The 1,082-nt window shown below is 65.3% G+C and carries 2 protein-coding genes; one reads left to right on the top strand and one right to left on the bottom strand.

Annotation, left to right across the window (positions count from 1 at the left end):
• Positions 1–601: hypothetical protein (locus tag ACVJ1F_RS15365; protein WP_456887284.1), on the top strand; the 601-nt coding region annotated here is incomplete at its 5' end.
• 54 nt (positions 602–655) lie between these two features.
• Here ACVJ1F_RS15365 and ACVJ1F_RS15370 read toward each other — a convergent pair.
• Entirely contained in the window at positions 656–1,081 is a 426-nt protein-coding gene (locus ACVJ1F_RS15370) for an ADP-ribosylation/crystallin J1 (RefSeq protein WP_456887286.1), read from the bottom strand.
• Position 1,082 lies beyond the last annotated feature (1 nt).

Raw genomic sequence — 1,082 nt, forward strand, 5'->3', positions numbered from 1 at the left:
GATCGGCTGTCGAACAGGTCGCGTCTATGCTGGCGACGTGTCTGCCGCCGAGGTCGTCGAGCTCCTTCGAGAACGACGTGTCGCCCTCGAGGCGGGGCTTTCCGAGGCTGAGTTGCGTCGTGCTGAACGCCGATACGGCGTCCGTTTCGCCGCCGACCACCGCGAGCTCCTGACCCTCGCGCTTCCCGTGGGTGATGGCTGGTACGACTGGCGGGCCAGAGGGGACGAGCGTGTCCGCAAGGCGATTCGAGAGCCTTTCGAAGGTGTCCTGTTCGACGTCGAGAAGAACGACTTCTGGCCTGCGTCGTGGGGCGAGCGCCCCGACTCCTTCGCGGCGCGCTCCGAGGTTGTGAAGCGACAGGTCGGCACTTGGCCGCAGCTCGTACCTCTGTACGCCCACCGCTATTTGCCGGCTGCGCCGTTCGGTCCAGGGGCCCCGGTATTCTCCGTTCACCAGACGGACGTCATCGTCTTCGGCACGAACTTGCTGGACTATGCAGCTCGCGAGTTCGGCACGACCCGGGTGCTTCCGGAAGGCGACCTGGACACGAGCGGGCTGGAGCCCTGGTCCCTCTTGGCATTTGAAGAATACGTTCCGTAGGGCCGAACACGACCCGAAGGCGTCCCGATAGGGGATCGCTCCCCGCCCACTGCCTCACGACGCACTACGGACGGGCCACTCCTCCCGGAACTCCTTGATCTCGCCGTCGGCGTCATCGAGACGGAACGTGCTGACGAGCGTGATTGGCCCCACGAGATTCGCGTTCAGTTCATCGAGGCGTTCCGCCGGAATCCAGTACTCGAGGATGCTCCGCCCACCCACCTGCTGGACGTCGAAGCCTTCGAGGAAGCTCCGACGCACGGAGAAACGAGTGACATGGCCGACGCCTGAGGCCTTCACGTTCCATTCTCGGGCGATGCGCGCGGCGTAGTCCTCGTTCAGCACCGGGTAGAAGATCGGCTGATCCGGCAGTCTCGGGGGCCACAGCGACCAGCCACTCGCCTCGACGAGCTCGAGTTCCTCCGGGCCCGTGGGCCGCCAGAGCACAACGCTGCTGTCAGCGTCCGATCGTGTGGTCATG

This window comes from Frigoribacterium sp. 2355, assembly GCF_054060695.1.